Below are 17538 nucleotides of genomic sequence, written 5' to 3'. Positions count from 1 at the left end.
AGTGTGCCTTGTTAAGGAGCGGTTAAAACAGGACCCGGCATTGTCCATGAGGGTGTCAGTGGTGTGCGCCGGGGCCGGTCCCCGATCGCCACCAGGCCCTCGCCGGCTCCGGACTCGCGCCCGGACCTGGTCCAGCGCAACTTCCGTGCCGATGGCTCGAACCGGCTCTGGGTTGCTGATATTACCTATGTCCGTACCCGTACCGGGTTCGTTTACACGGCGTTTGTCACCGACGTGTTCTCCCGGATGATTGTGGGCTGGTCGACCCGCTCAACCATGCGAACCGAGGCATTGCTATTGGAAGCCTCTTGATCAGGCGATTAGCCAGGCCAAGGGAAACCTTGCCTCCTCTGGTTCACCACAGTGATCGTGGCTCTCAGTACGTCTCCAGCGCTTATGGAAGTTTGCTTGCCGACCATGGCATCGCCTCCTCGACCGGAACGGTTGGCGATTCCTACGACAACGTCCTCGCCGAGACAGTCAACGGGCTCTACAAGACGGAGCTGATCTACTCCCAGACCTGAGCAGGAGTGACGGAGGTCGAGTTCGCGACGATGAACTGGGTTCACTGGTGGAACACCACTAGGCTCCACAAAGCCCTCGGACACCGCACCCCAACCAAGATCATCACAACTTACAATCAAACCCACGCCAGACAACTGGCACCCATTTAAGAAGCGGAACAAAACCCAAGACGCTTCACGACTCAGGTTTGATCGTTTCCACGCCCTCGGATAAGTCTTTAGCTGCAAAGACGGCAAAAACTCAGCTATTTCGGTAACTTCCCAACCACACGGGCAGGAGGTGTTTTAGGATTCTACCTGCCGGTTCTAAGTCCGGGTGGCTCCCTGGGGGCATTAGTGCAAACATCTTCCGGATTTGAATGCCGACTATTAAAGTGAAGTTATGAACGATTTATTTGATCTTGACTGTTTTTTACTAGACCCCAAACTTCCTAAAAAAGCGAGTGAAGATCACGTCCGCACGTGGCTTGAATACAAAGCAGGAGGAGGGGTAGAGGATCCTGATGCCTCTGATGGAGCTCGCTATTTTTATAAAGAGCTGTGGGGAGAGCGTCTAGATATTACTGTTCGTGAATGCCCTAACGCATTTAGTCGGGAACCATCTAAATATGTCCAGGGGGATTGGATGTGCTCGGTCTGGACCACACTGAAATACGGGCTTCAAATAGCCTATGGATGCAAGGGGAAAGATTTTCTGTGGTGGCAAAAACCTTTTATTGAGAATACCTTCGATGGATCGAGCGCCACTCCCGGAACCTATAAAGGAATATTGAAGCACTTTGACGAATTCGGCAAAGTGTTCAAAGATGAAACTGTGCAAGAATTTATTCGCGCTGCATACACTCCTGCGAATCTGATTATTGTGCCCGACGGGTTTAACGGAGCGAGATACAATCCCACCGAGGATTACTGGGATCTAACTTTAAAGAAGTACTACCAAGATAAAGAGCCTCTTGAATCTCGATCTGGAGGATATGACGTGGCTACGCCTTTTCGGAAGCTCCTTAAGAAAAATCAGGAACAAGGCGATCCGCTGTGTCTTTCTCCTTGGATAAATGAACAAGGCGATCCGATTCTTTTGCCAGATTCTCCTAAGGATAATAAAGCCAATTGGCGTAGTGCTATGGCAGAAATGACTAGGCGCATTAATCTCCGGCGTGAGTTAATGACTCAATATATAGAGCAGCTATAAAATGAGTAACCGCTAAGAATTGTTAACCGCTTTCTTACTAGGTTAAATACCCCGCCTAACGAACTGGTCTAGCAATGCCTAATGGCGCGCTATGTCATCAAATACTCCTCGCAGTTTCGCAAACAAGTGACCGGATCCCACTCAGATCTCTTGTAGAGTCTGAACTACTTATTTGCATCCCTAAAAAACAGGGAAAGCTGCCGTCTATACACAGTTGCCAGTACAATAGAAACCGTCTGGTGTGTTTTGTTCATTTTCTAAGGTGCGGGGGAGAAGCGTAATGCGGCTCTTCGTACTTGAGCGTGGGTGTGGGGTGATGCGCAGGAACGACTCACCGACAAGCAGCGACAACGGCTTGAAGCAGCGTTCTCCGCTCGTGACGAACACGTCAGCGTCGAGGTCGCGTGGCAATACGCGCAACAACTGCGTGCGATCTACCACCAGCCCACACCCACCCAAGGCCGGAAACTCGCTGAACAGCTCCTCGCCACCTTCCCGTCATGCCCGATCCCCGAGATCGCCCGCCTTGGGCGGACCCTCAACCAGTGGCGCAACGCGTTCCTGGGCTACTTCACCACCGGCGGTGCGACCAACGGCAGCACCGAAGCCATCAACGGCATCATCGAACTCGTCAGACGCATCGCACGCGGCTTCCGCAACCCCGAAAACTACCGCCTCCGCACACTCCTCGTCAGCGGAGGACTCAACCTATGACCCACGCCCAAGTACGAAGAGCCGCTTAAATTACGCCTGAAAACAGGCTCGAGGTGCGCGGCGCGGTTACGAATAAACGTCATGTCCGTCAACGCCGCAGACACCTGTTGTTGACGCGTTCGGGCATCTTTATGTCCGTGGGGAAAGGCGTACTGGGTCGCGGGAATCCACAGCGATGTTAGGTAACGCTTTGAAGTCAGAAATCGCCAAAAACCGAAAGACAACTCGGCAAGAACACGAGAATGCTCAACCGATTTCTTAACGCGACGTATGCGGTCCCTAGCGGTACGTACATCTGCTCGCGCCTTGATATCCAAGACGGGTAGGTCGAACCAGTCTTCGCCTGAACCTCGCGTTGACACCAGGTCCATGAGAGATCGATCAATAGCGTTGCGAACGACCACCTCAACCATCGCCGTCATGCCCTGAATGGAGGCGGCTATTTCGAGGTTGTGTTGGTAGAGGCTGAATGCCTCGTCTACCTGTCCTTCGCATGCGTCCAAATAGGTTGTCATGCGGTCTCGTGACAGGAGGTCCAGCATGACCTGAGGGTTCCACTCGAGGTGGGAGTCACTGGTCACTGAGTAACCTCCGCTGCTATCATCGTTAACGAAGACCCCGGAACGATCACCAGCCTCGGCTGCATCGCCGGGGTTACGTCTATTCCGACACTGCGTCTACGCGAAAGCCCGTGCATGAACACGGGCCTCGGAATGGGAGCGCTATCTGGCGTCCCATAACGAGGTTAGCCGAATCAGCTCCCTGCCACCGGCAACTATAGGCAGTGCCTTGGCGTCGACGCCGGTCGATGAGTAAAGATCGGGTTAATACCCAAAGATCCAGCCCGCTCCCAGAAGCAAGGCTCCGAGGCGGGCTGAACAATTATGCCCAGTTTAACCGATGCCAAGATGACGACTTTGCCCGGCCTTGCCCCGGCGAGAAACTCTGCCAGCGAGAACTCTAGATAGCACGCCGCCCAGGCTCCGCAATAGGCATGTCCCTCCCTTCGACCGATAAGCGAACTCAGATCTCGACGGGGATGATGTCGTCGATGCTGGGCTCAGCGCTGTTGCGGCCGGGTTGGGTGTGTTGCCAGTGGCATTCGACCAGGTCGAGCAGCACGCCCAGGGGCATGAGCGCGACCTCCCACCGGTCCAGGTGTAGGTAGCGGTGTGCGAGGTATGTCAGACGGGTGAGGTTTTCACCCCAATTCCCTGACGGGCTCGCGATGGGACCTGAGTTACACTAGTTTCCTAGGAATTGATGGGAACCAGTTGGATCTCGTCTCGAGCATGGAACGAACCCTGCCGTTCATCTCTGACATCAACCGTGATGTTCAGAAGGTTCAGCGTCTACCTCGAGACCATGTTCAGAAGGTTCAGAAAGTTCGGAATTTTCGGGAGTAGCCATGGACCAGCTTGAACAGCCGCATGTTCGGCTCACAGGCGGCACGTTGCTCGCCTTGCTTAAGGCTGCCTTCCGCACGCGTTCTAAGAAGCGAGACTCCTATGAAGGTAAGTCGGATTGTCTGACCGACGTGAGAATCCTGCGCTCAGGAATCCGCGTGGAGTACTGTGCGATCGATACCGTCCCTCAACAGGTGATCAACGATCTGCTCACAGAGTTGGACCTGTGGGGCAATAGCCGATTCAACGAGCTCAACCAGACACACTGGGCCCTGAAGAACGTGGACCTCCTTGGGGTTCTAGGAGCTGCAAGCGCCCCAATGCAGGGCATCGCCAACGCACTGTGGGGAGGCAGATCATGACGAACGACGTCAACGAACCCTGGGTGAATCTAGAACAAGTAGCCGATCACCTGACAGTCAGCAAAGACACCATCCGTAACTGGATCAAAGAGGGACTCTTGCCCGCCTACAGGGTCGGCAAACTGTACAAGTTCAAACTCTCTGAAGTAGACCAGTGGGTGCGCGAAGGACGACTGGACCTGGAAGCCAAACAATGAGCAGTCGCAGTGACAAGATGACCGTTAGACCGACCTTGCCGTTTCACCCCAATCCCAACAATCACCGGAGTACAGAAGAATGAACGAAGAAGACATCCAGCAGGTTCCGCCCACAACACCGAACCTTCACACCGACGTCGCACGCAAGCTCGCAGACCTCCTGCCCGAGGTCGTCGCTGACGGCAAGATAGATGTCGCCGCGCTCCAGGCTGTACTCGGCGATGACGCCGCAACCGGCACCGAGCGCTTCGGCCTGTTCTGGCCGGGCAAGACACAAGCCATCCGCGTCGCCCAAACCCCCACCACGGCCACGCTCGCACCCGACCGCGACAACTCTCTGAACTGGGACACCACAGGAAACGTCGTCATCGAAGGCGACAACCTGGAAGTGCTCAAAGTGCTGCAGAAGCACTACTACGGCAAGATCAAAATGATCTACATCGACCCGCCCTACAACACGGGCAGCGACTTCGTTTACCCGGATGACTACGCGGACCCGATCGGTACCTACCTCGAAAAAACAGGGCAAATAGGACGGGGGGGGGAGAGACTTTCCACTAACCCGGAAACAGGCGGACGATTCCACTCCAACTGGCTCAACATGATGTACCCGCGCCTCAAACTTGCAAGGAATCTTCTGACCGAAGATGGTTGTCTCGTCGTCTCGATCGGCGACGAGGAGATTGATCACGCAAGGGCGGTTCTGTCGGAAACGTTTGGCGAAGCTAACTACGTCGGCACCCTCGCCGTTATTAGGGCGGAGGGAGGCGGCCTGGCAAAACATTTAATCCGGGGACACGATTATGCACTCGTTTTTGCAAGAAATATTGGGACGTTTCAGCCCCTTCTGCGACCCAAGGATATCCGAGGCTCGCGGGTAGTGATCGATGGGGAGGAATACTGGATCGAAGAAGACTGGCTTCGTAAAGAATTCGGTAAGTACGGTACCTGTCTATATGAGGAGATAGAGAAGTACCATGGCGCGAAGAAATTGGCTGAAATAGACGAAGGACTTGCAGCCGGAAAATATGTGTTGAAGAAGAAGGCTGAAGGCCACATCGTCGGACGTTACCGAAAAGTCAGCGAAGATGGCTCCAAATTCTATTCCGTGATTAAGCATCTCAACAAAGATGGCGTCCATGATCTGGCTCAACTTGGCTCTGACCTGAGCGCTTCTTTTGATTTCCCCAAGCCCGTCTCCTTGGTGAAATCATTTATTCGAGGCGCGACAATGAAAAGCTCATCAAACGCCGACATCATTCTGGACTTTTTTGCTGGTTCGGGCACGACTGCTCATGCTGTGATGGCGTTGAATGCTGAGGATGGTGGGAACCGTCGGTGTATTTCGGTGCAGTTGCCCGAGCCGACCGATGAGAAGTCTGAGGCCCGCAAGGCCGGCTATGAGAATATCGCGGAGATTACGCGTGAGCGTATCCGTAGGGCTGGGGCGAAGATTCTGGAGGAAGAGTCTGCCAAGCTCGATGGGCGTGCTGAGGGCTTGGACGTGGGCTTCCGTGCTTACCGGTTGGTGGATACGAATTTTGCGAAGTGGCGTGCGGATTCCTCACTGTCCGAGGAGGAGCTGGCCGATTTGTTCGCTGGGATGGGTGAGTCCGCGGATGATGACGCCCGCCCTGAAGCGCTGTTGACTGAGGTTCTGCTCAAGCTTGGTTTCTCGCTGACCGAGCAGGTTGAGCGTGTGTATGTGGCCGGGCTGGAGGCGTTCAACGTGGCGGACGGCTTGCTGGTCGCTTACCTGAACGAGCACGTCAAGCCCACCCTGGAACAACTACGCGCCATGGTCACACTGGAGCCAGGCCGCCTGGTGGTGCTTGAAGATGCGTTCCAGGGTGATGACGTACTGAAGACGAACCTGGTTCAGGAATGCCGTTCCCGTGGCGTTGACTTGTGGACGGCCTAAGAGGGAGCGGGTGTGATGCGTTTTCAGTTTGATCCTCATCAGCCGTATCAGGCTTCCGCGATCGAAGCGGTCACGGACTTGTTCGATGGGCAGCCCGCGGACGCGGACCAGCTGGTGACCACCTTCCGGCTGTTGCCGTCCGAGCCTGCCTTGTTTGACCAAGGTGAAGTGTCTGGTCAGGTGAGTTTGGATATCGCTGCCGAGGTCGGCGCGGTGGGTAACAACTTGGTGCTGGACGAGGACACGATCCTGGCGAACGTGCAGCGGGTCCAGGACCGTAACGGTCTGGAGAGTGCTCAGGCGCTTGCTGATGGTTTGCAGTTTGATGTGGAGATGGAAACCGGTACGGGCAAAACCTACGTGTATTTGCGTACCGCGTTTGAGCTGGCCAAGCGTTACCGGTTTACCAAATTCATCATTCTGGTGCCGTCGGTGGCGATCCGTGAGGGTGTGAAGACCTCGATTGATTTGATGCGTGAGCATTTCCGCCATTTGTATCCGGAGATCAATATGGATGCTTCGGTGTATGCGGGTGAGCGTGCTGAGGAGGTGCGTGATTTCGCATCGGCGACGTGTTTGCAGTTCCTGGTGATGACGATTGATTCGCTGCGTGGGGATAAGAACACGCGCATCATGCACCAAACCAGGGACAAGCTTGCTGGGCTGCGGCCTCTGGATTATTTGCGAGCGACTCGTCCGATCGTGATCATGGATGAGCCGCAGAACATGGAGTCACAGTTGGCTCAGTCAGCGGTGGCTGATCTGGACCCGTTGTGCACGCTGCGCTATTCCGCAACCCACCGGGTGACCCGTAACGTGGTGTACCGGCTTGACCCGCTCGACGCCCACCAGCTCGGCCTGGTCAAGACGATCGTGGTCTCGGACGCTCAGGAGCTTGGCGGGAGCGCTAAACCGTATGTGAAGCTGCTTGGGGTGTCTCGCGACCCGTTCAAAGCCTCCCTGGAGTTGGTGTGCCGTAAGAAGGACGGCTCGTATGCCAAGCGCAAAGTGACCGCTACGCAGGGTGATGATCTGGAGCGTGTCTCTGGCGGTAACCCGGCTTATGAGGGTAACTGGCGGGTCAGCGAGATCAGTGTTGAGCCTGAACGCATCGAACTATCCAACTACGGGTACCTGCATGTTGGGGATGAGATCGGCTCGAACCAGGACGCGGTGTTCAGGGAGATGATCCGCGAGACCATCCGCGAACATATCCGTAAAGAACTCCAGGTTCATGCCCGGGGTATCAAGGTGCTGTCTTTGTTCTTTATCGACAAGGTCGCTTCCTATCTGGGCAACGGTGTCAACAACCTGGACGCGAACGGTGATTTTGCTACCTGGTTCGATGAGCTTTACACCGAGGAACTGGCTCGCCAGCCCGAGGCCAGGGACATCATGCCTGTTACGGCGTTGGAGGCGCGTAGTGGCTATTTCGCCCAGATGAAGTCCGGTAAGGGCAAAAACGCGGTGATGACGTTCAAGGACTCGTCTGGCAAGACCAAGGCTGATGATGACGCGTATGAGTTGATCATGCGTGACAAGGCCCGCCTGTTGAGTATGGATGAGCCGGTGCGGTTCATTTTCTCCCACTCTGCTTTGCGTGAGGGCTGGGATAACCCGAACGTGTTCCAGATCTGCACGCTGCGTGACATGGCCTCGGAAACCGAGCGCCGCCAGACGATCGGTCGTGGGCTGCGTCTACCAGTGAACCAGGCCGGGCAACGCATTAGCGATACTGGGCTGGCGCAGTTGACGGTGGTGGCCAGCGAGTCGTATCAGGCGTTCGCTTCAGCGCTTCAGAACGAGTACCAGAAGGCGGGCGTGGCGATCGGGTTTGTGCGTAAGCAGGAATTCTCGCGCCTGCCGATCACGGTTGATGGGAAAGAGGCCGTGCTGGGTGCGAAGCGGTCGGCCGAGATCTGGGATCACCTCCACCGGCGCGGTTTCATTAACGAGCAGGGTGAGGTCCAGGGCAGCTGGGTGCCCGAGCATCTTGGCTTCACGGTTGATCTGCCCGAGCCCTACGCGGAGTATGAGGATGATGTCATCAACATCGTCAACGCGTGCAAGATGGAAACCATCATCAAGCGCAAGCGCAAGCGTGTGGCCCGCAAACTGAACAAGGAACTCTACGCAGCCCCTGGGTTTGAGGAGTTCTGGGACAAGATCACCCAGCGCACCATCTACCGGGTCAACTTTGAACGCCAAGCCCTGGTGGACGCGTGCGTGAACCGAATCAAGACGGCTCCCAGGATCGAGCCGATCCGTATCCAGGTCACGCGCACGAAAATGACGATGACTCGTGGTGGCACCAAGGGCAGCGCGCTTGGGTCGCGTGGCGCGAACCTGACCGGCTCCTACCCTCTGCCCGATATCGTGGCCCAGCTGCAGGAAGCGACCTCGCTGACCCGGCGGACGATCATCGATATCCTCACCGACTCGGGGCGGCTTGGGGAGTTTTTGGGGAACCCGAACGACTTCATCAAGATGGCGTCGACCTGTATTCAAGAAGAACTCGCTCACGTGGTGGTTGAGGGTATCCAGTACGAGAAGATCGGCGGGAGTATCTACGAGCTGCGCGAGTTGCAAGAAGACGGCCTCGAGGAGAAAGACCGCTTCCTTGACCAGCTCTACAAGGTGACCAACACGGGAAAGACAGACTTTGACTACGTCGTCTTTGACTCCGCGGTCGAGCGCCAGTTCGCCGAGCACCTGGACGGGCGAGAAGACATCCGCTTGTTCATGAAACTGCCCGACAAGTTCCGTATCCCCACCCCGGTTGGGGATTACAACCCGGACTGGGCGATCATCAAAACCGAGGAGGGACAGGACCGGCTGTATTTGATCCGGGAGACGAAGTCGAGCCTGGATCCGACGAAGCGTCGCCCGGGTGAGAACGCGAAGATTAACGCGGCGATCAAGCACTTCGAAGCCATCGGGGTGAACTACAAGGTCGCCGCCCCGGACAACTGGAGACTGTAACCGTGATGGAGGGTGGTGTGCTCAGCGATTAGCAGGCCAAGTTCTACGCCTACGAGCTGGATCGCTCCTATGCGGATCTGGCGCGCTCGATCACGGTTAATTAGAAAGCCGTCAAACTCGTTGACGCTCTCGAGCAAGGCTTTGATCGTCTGGGTGAGATCGGCGGTCGTGGGGGTGGTTTGTGTGCACTGGCTGCACTTGGTGCGACGGTTTTGCGCGAAAGAGCCCGGATGTGTCGCGTGGGGCGTAGGTGGTGACGCTCACCAGCTGGTCGCTTCCTTATCGACGAGGCCGCCTCCACCGCAACCCGCTTAACCGCATCTGATGGCGGACCGGAACAGCTAATCATCCGGTAAAAACACACGGGGTGGGGGCGTCTCGGCAAGACGCCCCCACCCCGTATACAGCTTCAAAGCCGAAGAAGCGAGCCCTACAAGTTCGAATCTTTCACAGACTGCGTGAGCTTTTGATCGCCCTGGGCATACACAACGCACGCAATATGACGATCTCCGTCCTTCCAAGACTGTTCAGTCGGAACAAGCCACGATACATCCAACGATGACGTCACATAGTTTGACCCAACATAGTCGGTAAAAGAGGAAACGCACGCCTCTTCAGCCTGCGAGTTCAGTTTGGAAGCGCCAGGGAACGCATCATCAGCACCGTTTGGGTTTGTCTTAACAACGGCTGAAACCTCGCCCCGATGTTCCTCGGAACAGGACGTGCGATCGATCGTCACCGCCGTCTCTGTGTTCGGCAGCTGAATACAATCACCGACCTTCAAATCAAGGACAGACGAATTCGAACACCCTGCTATTAGCGCGACGGCTGAAACAGCGAACGCGCCCGCGCCGGTGGCGTGGGCCGTTCGGCCTCGTAAATTGGCGAACACTATCGTCACAGTCCAACAACCGCGTGAACGATGAAGTACACGATCGCCGCAACCGCCGCAGCAGCCGGAAGCGTCAAGAACCAACCGACCACGATGTTGCCAGCAACCCCCCAGCGGACAGCCGAGAAACGCTTCGTTGCACCCACACCAAGGATCGCCGACGTAATCGTGTGCGTCGTGGAGATCGGAGCATGAAGAACGAATGCGGACAGGTAGAGAACGATGGCGGAAACACCCTCGGCGACGAAGCCACGAGCCGGATCTAGATCGATGATCTTACGGCCGAGCGTACGCATGATGCGCCAGCCACCGGCATACGTGCCCAGCGAAATTGCACCTGCGGCAGCAAGTTTGACCCACAGCGGAATCATGATGTCACCCGTCACCGGGTCAATCACGTTGTGCGTCTCGCCGTAGCCACCGGCGATCAGCGCCATCACAATGACGCCCATCGTTTTCTGAGCGTCCTGCAGGCCGTGGCCAAGGGCCATTGCTGCAGCTGACAGAGTCTGAAGAATACGGAAGCGACGCATCGTGCGGTGATAGGGCAGATTTTGCAACAGTCTCATCAGGCCCTTCATGAGGAAGAAGCCCAGAAGGAAGCCGATCACCGGGGACGCGAACATCGGGATGACGACGTGCTGAAGAATTCCAATCCACTTCACCTGGGTCGCTGAAGCAAGGCCAGCGCCCACCAAACCACCAATCAAGGCGTGTGATGAGGACGATGGAAGCCCAAACCACCATGTGATCAGATTCCACACAACCGCACCGACCAGAGCGCCCAGCACAATCGCCAAGCCCTCTCTCTGTTGAAGAACGTCGGACGAATTCGTGTAGTGCGAGATATCGATGATGCCCTCACCGATAGTCTTTGCGACCTCCGTGCCCAAAAGTGCACCAATAATGTTCATGACAGCAGCCATGAGGAGAGCGGCTCGCGGGGTCAGTGCCCTGGTGGACACGGAAGTTGCGATTGCATTCGCCGCATCGTGGAAGCCGTTGGTGTAGTCAAAACCAAGAGCAATGATCACGACCAGCGAGACCAGGACCAGATTAAGATCCACGGGTCAGGACTCCTTCACCGCAATCGTTTCAACGCAGTTTGCGAGGTCTTCGAATGCGTCGGATGCCGATTCTAGGACCTCAACAAGGTCCTTCAGCTTGATGATCGTCACCGGATCAAGGCCGGAATCGAAGATCGAAGTGAGAGCGCGACGGTAGGTCGTGTCACCTTCGTTCTCAAGGCGGTTCAGCTCAACCCAGAAGTCGCGCATGTCCAGTGGGGACTTGAGGCCGGGGATCTGCTCTGCCGTCAGCGCTGCGCAACGAGTCAAGATATCGACCTGCTCGTGTAGAAGCGAGTGTACGTAGTCCGGTAGGTCGTTCAGACCGTACATGACGTAGAGGTCGCCGGCCTCGTCGATGAGGTCCATGCAGTCGTCGAGGCACGAGGCCAAGGCGCCAAGGTCTTCACGATCGAAGGGGGTGATGAAAGTCTGGTTGATGAGGTTCAAAATGTGGTGATTAATTTCATCACCGGAGTGTTCGACCTCGTGCAGTTGATCGCGCATTGCGACCTGTTCCTGCGGTGAGGAGTCAAGGATTGACGAAAGAATCGTCGTGCCGGAAACAAGGTTCGCGGCCTGCTGTGAATACAGGTCGAAGAAGGACGGGCCGTCAGCGGCCTTACGAAGTCCCACGATTTTTCCTCCTGAGGATTGGGGATGCGTTCCAAAACGCACTTACAGATTAAGGCACTCGAGGCGTTCAGATGAATGAAGGAAGACGAACGGATACCGACGCGCCACGTTTGTGAAGTGTTGCACACATGCTCACGGGACTTATCGCCCGCGCATTTTCCTCCACTATCTGGGATTATGGAACACGTAGAACAGGGGCGCACCCGTCGCCCTGGAATACCGAAAGCCTCAGGAGGCAAAATGTCCGTGACCGAACAGGATGTGCGAGCAGCAGCTCCGTCCAACGCTCCAGAAGACGTTCTCGCATGGGTTGCTAAGATCGCCGCGCTGACGACGCCTGACGCCATCGAGTTTGCCGATGGTTCGCAGGAAGAGTGGGATCGCCTGACCTCTCTCATGGTTGAGACTGGCATGTTCACCAAGCTCAACGAAGAGAAGCGTCCGAACTCCTTCCTTGCTCGCTCCAAGCCCTCTGACGTTGCACGTGTCGAGTCCCGTACGTTCATCTGCTCCGAAAAGGAAGAGGACGCCGGCCCGACCAACCACTGGGCAGACCCGACCGAAATGAAGGCCATCCTCAAGGAGAAGTTCACCGGCTCCATGAAGGGCCGCACGATGTACGTGATCCCCTTCTCCATGGGCCCGCTGGGCGGTCCGATCTCGCAGCTCGGCATCGAGATCACCGACTCCCCCTACGTTGTCTGCAACATGCGCATCATGACCCGCATGGGCACGGCTGCAATGGACCTCATCGCTGAAGGTGCAACCTGGGTTCCCGCCGTTCACTCCGTGGGCGTTCCGCTCGAAGAGGGCCAGGTTGATGACAACTGGCCGTGCAATGACGAAAAGTACATCACCCACTTCCCCGAGACCAACGAAATCTGGTCCTTCGGCTCCGGCTATGGTGGCAACGCCTTGCTCGGCAAGAAGTGCTTTGCTCTCCGTATCGCTTCGACCATGGCTCGCCGCGATGGCTGGATGGCAGAACACATGCTCATCCTGCGCCTGACCCGCACCGAGACCGGCCAGCAGTTCCACGTCACAGCTGCGTTCCCGTCAGCATGTGGCAAGACCAACCTCGCTATGCTCCAGCCGACCATCCCGGGTTACACCGTTGAGACCGTCGGTGACGACATCGCCTGGATGCGCCCGGGTCCGGATGGTCGCCTGTACGCAATCAACCCGGAAGCCGGCTTCTTCGGTGTTGCACCGGGCACCTCGTACGACACCAACCCGATGGCTATGGACACCATGCGCGCCAACTCCATCTTCACCAACGTCGCACTGACCGACGATGGCGATGTGTGGTGGGAAGGCATCGACGGCGAGGTCCCGGCACACCTGATCGACTGGCACGGCAACGACTGGACCCCCGAGTCCGGCGAGAAGGCTGCTCACCCGAACAGCCGCTTCACTGTCCCGGCATCGCAGTGCCCGATCATCTGCTCCGACTGGGAAGCACCTCAGGGTGTTGCCATTGACGCCATCCTCTTCGGTGGCCGTCGCGCCACCAACGTCCCGCTCGTTGCAGAACAGTACGAAGCAGCACACGGCGTCTTCATCGGCGCATCCGTTGCTTCCGAGGTCACCGCAGCAGCAACCGACGTCAAGGCCGGCTCGCTCCGTCACGACCCGTTCGCAATGCTCCCCTTCTGTGGCTACCACATGGCTGACTACTGGGGTCACTGGCTCGAGATGCAGGCAGAGCTTGGCGACAAGTTCCCGAAGGTCTACCAGGTGAACTGGTTCCGCAAGGACGAGAACGGCAAGTTCATGTGGCCGGGCTACGGTGACAATTCGCGCGTCCTCGACTGGATCGTCCGTCGTGCCGCTGGCGAGGTTGAGGCAATCGACGGTGTCACCGGTCGTTACCCGAAGTTCGAGGACTTCAACCTTGATGGTCTCGACATTGACGAGTCCGTGTGGGCCAAGCTCTTCGCGATCGATCTCGACGCATGGACCGCTGAGATGGACGACACCGAGGAATACTTCAAGCAGTTCGGTGACAAGCTCCCCAAGGAGATCACCGAGCAGCTCGCGAAGTTCCGTGAGCGCATCGCAGCAGCTCGCGCCTGATTTCAGGTAGCGCTCTAGCGCACGCGATCTATACCGGTGGTCGGACCCGATGGGTCCGACCACCGGGCTTTTATATGCAAACCGTGTTCTCGGTGGCCTGCGATAAAATTTGGGCATTAGCCCTAAGAAATACACACAATCGAGTGGGGAGGCCAACGGTGGCACCAACTATTTCCGCTGAAGAACTTGAAAAGGCTGGGGAGCTTTTAGGGCGAGTCTCCGACATTTTCTCTTCGAAAGTTGTCGGCCAGCACGACCTCAAGCGTGCACTGATGGTGGGTCTGCTGACTCGTGGTCACATCCTGATCGAGTCCGTCCCCGGCCTGGCGAAAACGACTGCCGCCCAAACGCTTGCCTCCGCTGTCTCCGGTTCGTTCCGTCGAATCCAGTGCACACCTGACCTGATGCCTAACGACATCGTCGGTATGCAGATCTGGAACCAGGCAACCGCAGAAATGACCACTCAGCTTGGTCCTGTCCACGCAAACTTCGTGTTGATGGACGAAATCAACCGTTCCAGCGCGAAAACCCAGTCCGCGATGCTTGAAGCAATGGCGGAATATCAGACAACGATTGGTGGCGTGAACTATCCGCTTCCTCAGCCGTTCATGGTGATGGCCACCCAGAACCCGATCGAGGAAGAAGGCACGTACGTTCTTCCCGAGGCTCAGATGGACCGCTTCCTTTTGAAGCAGGTCATTACATACCCCCAGCCACGCGAAGAACTTGAGATCCTGACCCGCATTGAGTCTGGCCAGATGGCGAAACCCTCAACGGGTGACCCGATTTCGATCGAGGAGCTGGTGGGATTGCAGGACACCGTTCAGAAGGTGTTCATTCATGACACGTTGAAGGGCTACATCGTAGACTTGATGAACACGACCCGCGGTTCCGGGCCCGTTCCGTTGCCAGCGTGGGCACATCATGTGCGCGTGGGTGCGTCTCCGCGTGGTGGTATTGCGCTGATGCGTGCCGCTCAGGCCATTGCGCTCCTTGAAGGTCGTCATTTTGTTGTTCCTGACGACGTGAAGGCCATGCGTTATTCGGTGCTCCGCCACCGCATCATCCGCACGTTCGATGCGTTGGCTGACAATGTGTCGGTTGAAGGCCTGATTGATGCTGTCTTCAACGTTGTCCCCGTTCCGTGAGCCCTGATTCACGTTATTTCGGTCGAATTCTAGGAAGCTGATACGCCGTCATGCCTGTTCGTAGTCGCGAGATCCACGCGTTGTCGTCGCGTGCGCGCTTGCCGATCATGCGCAAACTGCTGTCCATCATGGATGGGCAGCATTCCGGTGCGCGTCCGGGCCGTGGCTGGGATTTTCTTGATCTTGCCGAATATCATGCGGGCGATGACGTCCAGGATATTGATTGGGCTGCGACCGCTCGTACAGGGCAGGCGATTATTCGTCGCTATGAGTCGACGGCTAACCTGCAGGTTGTCCTGCTGGTCGACACGGGGCGTTCGATGGGGGCGCTTGCTCCATCGGGCGAGCCGAAGATTGATGTTGTCGCCAGTGCCTGTGAGGCGATCGCATGGTTGGCGGTAGCGCGTGGCGATCAGTTGGGTGCGATTTCAGGGGATAGTCAGAAGATCACGATTTCCCCGGCGCGTTCAGGTAATGCCTACGCGGAGATGCTTCTGCGACGGCTCAGCCCGACGATCACGCTTGAAACACCCGCGTCGAATGTGACGGCGCTTCTTGAGCGAGCGTGTGTTGCGATTCGTCGTAGGTCCCTGATTGTTCTGGCAACGGATTCGGTCCAGCCGGAGCCAGGCTCGCAGGCGGATGCAGTTTTAGCGAAGCTGACGCGCAAACATGCGGTGATCGTGGTGTCTGTAGATGATATGAATCCGACGGACTTGCCGAAGGGGACTCGCATTATCGATGTCGATCAGGGGCCGTTGCCGGATTTCCTGTTGGGTGACACGCAGTTGGCCGACCAGGCAAAGTTGATCGTGTCGGCCAGGCGTCAAGAGGTCGCATCCCTACTGGATCATCGCGGTGTGATCCGAGTGTCGGTTTCGGGCTCGAAGGACGTGCCACGTGCTTTGATGAGCGCCCTCGAAAGGGGGCCTCATGTCAGGTAACATTCTGGACGGTGTTCGCGAGCCGGTCGTGTATCCCGAGTGGATGTGGGTTGCCGGTCTCATTCTGTTCCTCGTCATCGCCGCGTGGATTGTGGCGTGCCTAGTCCGCTGGTGGAAGTCGGATGTTAATCGTCCGCGGGGCCTGCGCGATCTGAGCGCTGAGCAACGTCGCGCATACCGTGACAATCTTGTGCAGATTGAAGCGAATTTCTCTGCCGGAGAGTGGAACGAATCCGAGGTCCACTTGGCGGTTGCGGGCTTGATGCGCGCGCTAGGAACCGAGCGGACCGGTCGCAATCTTGAGTCTGCGACAGTCGCTGAGATTCGCGCGCTCGTACCGATGTGGCCGGCGTACGTGCGTCTGATGGAGCGCTGCGTCGAACCCTCGTTCTCCAGCCAACCGACACGCAAGTGGGTGTCGACGCTTCTTGAGTCAGCGTTGAAGGTGATCGATCAGTGAAGTTTGCCTTTTTCGTTGTTCTCGTTATCGGAGTCGCCCTGATCGCGTTGGTCGTTGGCTGGAGGCGCGCGGCCTCGTCCTCTATCGCGAATGATTCACGAGGCTGGGTGGCGCACTCCGGCTATATCTCTACGTTGCCCGGCTTTAAACGTCTGCTTAGGCGTAGTCGCATCATGCTTGCGGGCGCGATTGTCTTTTTAAGCTTGGGCGTTGTCGGCGTGGCATTCAGTGCCGGGGCCCCCATTGATCGCGTGATCCAAGATGAGAAGACGGCGTCACGTGACATTGTTTTGTGCCTGGATACGTCCGGGTCAATGATCCCCTACGACGGGAATATCGGCGCTGCCTTTTCGCAGATTGTCCAGCATTTTGCGGGCGAAAGAATCAGCCTGAACCTGTGGAATTCTCGCACTTTGGTGAAGTTCCCGCTGACGAACGACTACGACCTTGCGGTGTCTGAGCTCGACGAGATGAGCCGGGTCATGAAGGAAGGCTACCTGGGTGAAAGTGCCGACGGCGTGTATGTCACGCAGGAGCTGATCGACTACACGGCAGCGACCGTTGATGATGAAGAAGAAGCCGCGTCGCTTGCAGGCGATGGCTTGGCGTCGTGTGTGCTGAGTTTTGACCACTCCGGCGAAGACCGTTCACGCCTGATTCTTTTTGCCACGGATAACGAGATCAACGGTCCTCAGATTTACACGCTTGCTCAGGCGTTTGATTTTGCTCATCAGCAGAACGTTCAGGTGACCACCCTGTATCCCGGCGATGGTGACCTGCTGACTACCGAGGGCGAAGAACTGAAAGAGCTGACCGAAGACAACGGCGGTGTCTTCTATGACGCCTCCGACGCTGCGAGCGTCCAAGGGATCATCCAAGAAATCGAATCTCTGCAGAGCATCGAATTGTCCGAGCACGCGAAGGTTCTTGAGATCGATAAGCCGGCTGGCGTCCTCAGCCTTGCCGCTGTTGGCATTATCGGGTTCCTTGGTCTGCTTGCAATCGGGAGGCTCTGAC

The 17538-nt window shown here is 56.8% G+C and carries 17 protein-coding genes; 14 read left to right on the top strand and 3 right to left on the bottom strand.

Annotated features, from left to right (window positions below; all coding sequences use genetic code 11):
• Positions 1–63: 63 nt before the first annotated feature.
• The 9 genes from HMPREF9241_RS09750 to HMPREF9241_RS00530 all read left to right on the top strand — a co-directional run bounded on the left by HMPREF9241_RS09750 (position 64) and on the right by HMPREF9241_RS00530 (position 9298).
• Entirely contained in the window at positions 64–312 is a 249-nt protein-coding gene (locus HMPREF9241_RS09750) for an IS3 family transposase (protein ID WP_006680319.1), read from the top strand.
• Between the two features lie 29 nt (positions 313–341).
• Positions 342–524 (top strand): DDE-type integrase/transposase/recombinase, encoded by a 183-nt coding sequence (locus tag HMPREF9241_RS09745; RefSeq protein ID WP_165544420.1) that lies wholly within the window; start codon positions 342–344, stop codon positions 522–524.
• A 30-nt stretch (positions 525–554) separates the two neighbouring features.
• Positions 555–674, top strand: coding sequence for a hypothetical protein (locus tag HMPREF9241_RS09740; protein ID WP_424133814.1), 120 nt, complete (start codon positions 555–557; stop codon positions 672–674).
• Positions 675–906: 232 nt separating this feature from the next.
• The gene (locus HMPREF9241_RS00560) at positions 907–1716 is read left to right on the top strand and encodes a hypothetical protein (RefSeq protein WP_006680318.1); all 810 of its coding nucleotides are present in this window, start codon (positions 907–909) and stop codon (positions 1714–1716) included.
• Positions 1717–2022: 306 nt separating this feature from the next.
• Positions 2023–2430 (top strand): transposase, encoded by a 408-nt coding sequence (locus tag HMPREF9241_RS00555; protein WP_006680317.1) that lies wholly within the window; start codon positions 2023–2025, stop codon positions 2428–2430.
• A 1408-nt stretch (positions 2431–3838) separates the two neighbouring features.
• Positions 3839–4198 (top strand): hypothetical protein, encoded by a 360-nt coding sequence (locus HMPREF9241_RS00545; RefSeq protein WP_006680314.1) that lies wholly within the window; start codon positions 3839–3841, stop codon positions 4196–4198.
• Entirely contained in the window at positions 4195–4395 is a 201-nt protein-coding gene (locus tag HMPREF9241_RS00540; protein WP_006680313.1) for a helix-turn-helix domain-containing protein, read from the top strand. The genes HMPREF9241_RS00545 and HMPREF9241_RS00540 overlap by 4 nt, the downstream gene beginning before the upstream one ends.
• 79 nt (positions 4396–4474) lie before the next feature.
• Entirely contained in the window at positions 4475–6316 is a 1842-nt protein-coding gene (locus HMPREF9241_RS00535) for a site-specific DNA-methyltransferase (RefSeq protein WP_006680312.1), read from the top strand.
• A 15-nt stretch (positions 6317–6331) separates the two neighbouring features.
• Positions 6332–9298 carry a restriction endonuclease gene (locus tag HMPREF9241_RS00530; protein WP_006680311.1) on the top strand — a complete coding sequence of 989 codons (2967 nt, stop codon included), beginning with the start codon at positions 6332–6334 and terminating at the stop codon, positions 9296–9298.
• Between the two features lie 430 nt (positions 9299–9728).
• Here HMPREF9241_RS00530 and HMPREF9241_RS00525 read toward each other — a convergent pair whose 3' ends face one another.
• Genes HMPREF9241_RS00525 through HMPREF9241_RS00515 form a run of 3 tightly spaced genes read right to left on the bottom strand, consistent with a single transcriptional unit; the run spans position 9729 to position 11893 of the window.
• Entirely contained in the window at positions 9729–10190 is a 462-nt protein-coding gene (locus HMPREF9241_RS00525) for a septum formation family protein (protein WP_103632486.1), read from the bottom strand.
• A gap of 5 nt (positions 10191–10195) precedes the next feature.
• Positions 10196–11257 (bottom strand): inorganic phosphate transporter, encoded by a 1062-nt coding sequence (locus HMPREF9241_RS00520; RefSeq protein ID WP_006680309.1) that lies wholly within the window; start codon positions 11255–11257, stop codon positions 10196–10198.
• Between the two features lie 3 nt (positions 11258–11260).
• Positions 11261–11893: a DUF47 domain-containing protein gene (locus HMPREF9241_RS00515; RefSeq protein WP_006680308.1), complete on the bottom strand. Its 633-nt coding sequence runs from the start codon at positions 11891–11893 to the stop codon at positions 11261–11263.
• Positions 11894–12133: 240 nt separating this feature from the next.
• On the opposite strand from HMPREF9241_RS00515, the gene HMPREF9241_RS00510 reads away from it, so the two are divergent.
• The 5 genes from HMPREF9241_RS00510 to HMPREF9241_RS00490 all read left to right on the top strand — a co-directional run bounded on the left by HMPREF9241_RS00510 (position 12134) and on the right by HMPREF9241_RS00490 (position 17537).
• The gene (locus HMPREF9241_RS00510) at positions 12134–13969 is read left to right on the top strand and encodes a phosphoenolpyruvate carboxykinase (GTP) (protein ID WP_006680307.1); all 1836 of its coding nucleotides are present in this window, start codon (positions 12134–12136) and stop codon (positions 13967–13969) included.
• A gap of 170 nt (positions 13970–14139) precedes the next feature.
• On the top strand, positions 14140–15117 hold the full coding sequence (locus tag HMPREF9241_RS00505; RefSeq protein WP_424133813.1) for an AAA family ATPase: 978 nt from the start codon (positions 14140–14142) through the stop codon (positions 15115–15117).
• 50 nt (positions 15118–15167) lie between these two features.
• Positions 15168–16061 (top strand): DUF58 domain-containing protein, encoded by an 894-nt coding sequence (locus HMPREF9241_RS00500; protein WP_006680305.1) that lies wholly within the window; start codon positions 15168–15170, stop codon positions 16059–16061.
• On the top strand, positions 16051–16521 hold the full coding sequence (locus HMPREF9241_RS00495) for a hypothetical protein (RefSeq protein WP_006680304.1): 471 nt from the start codon (positions 16051–16053) through the stop codon (positions 16519–16521). The genes HMPREF9241_RS00500 and HMPREF9241_RS00495 overlap by 11 nt, the downstream gene beginning before the upstream one ends.
• On the top strand, positions 16518–17537 hold the full coding sequence (locus HMPREF9241_RS00490) for a vWA domain-containing protein (RefSeq protein WP_006680303.1): 1020 nt from the start codon (positions 16518–16520) through the stop codon (positions 17535–17537). Before HMPREF9241_RS00495 ends, HMPREF9241_RS00490 begins: the two co-directional genes overlap by 4 nt.
• The last annotated feature ends 1 nt before the right edge of the window (position 17538 follow it).

The organism is Schaalia turicensis ACS-279-V-Col4 (genome assembly GCF_000296505.1).
GTDB classification, from domain to species: Bacteria; Actinomycetota; Actinomycetes; order Actinomycetales; family Actinomycetaceae; genus Pauljensenia; species Pauljensenia turicensis_A.
This window is presented reverse-complemented; position numbering and strand designations above follow the sequence as displayed.